The 257-nt window shown below is 54.9% G+C and carries 1 pseudogene; it reads right to left on the bottom strand.

The window, feature by feature from the left end:
- Positions 1-199: pseudogene (locus SB725_RS32355) on the bottom strand (L-arabinose isomerase); the annotation flags it as partial.
- Between the last annotated feature and the right edge of the window lie 58 nt (positions 200-257).

Below are 257 nucleotides of genomic sequence, written 5' to 3'. Positions count from 1 at the left end.
CAATCAGGCTGGCGACAATCGCTGGACCGGTTTGGGTATTGAAGATCAGTCGGGCAGGATCGTCCTTACCACCAATACCGAGATGCTGAACGTCGAGGATCGGTTTCTCTTCTACGGCAATCGACGGGCAGACTTCCAGCATATGGGAGCCGAGCACCAGGTCATTACCTTTCTCGAAGTGATAGGTGTAGTCCTCCATAAAGGAGGTGCCGCCCTGCTTCGCATCATGAAGGTGATGTCAACCGGTCTGCAGGGCG

The sequence above is a fragment of the Pseudomonas sp. SIMBA_041 genome, from assembly GCF_046535095.1.
Taxonomy (GTDB): Bacteria; Pseudomonadota; Gammaproteobacteria; order Pseudomonadales; family Pseudomonadaceae; genus Aquipseudomonas; species Aquipseudomonas mucoides.
This window is presented reverse-complemented; position numbering and strand designations above follow the sequence as displayed.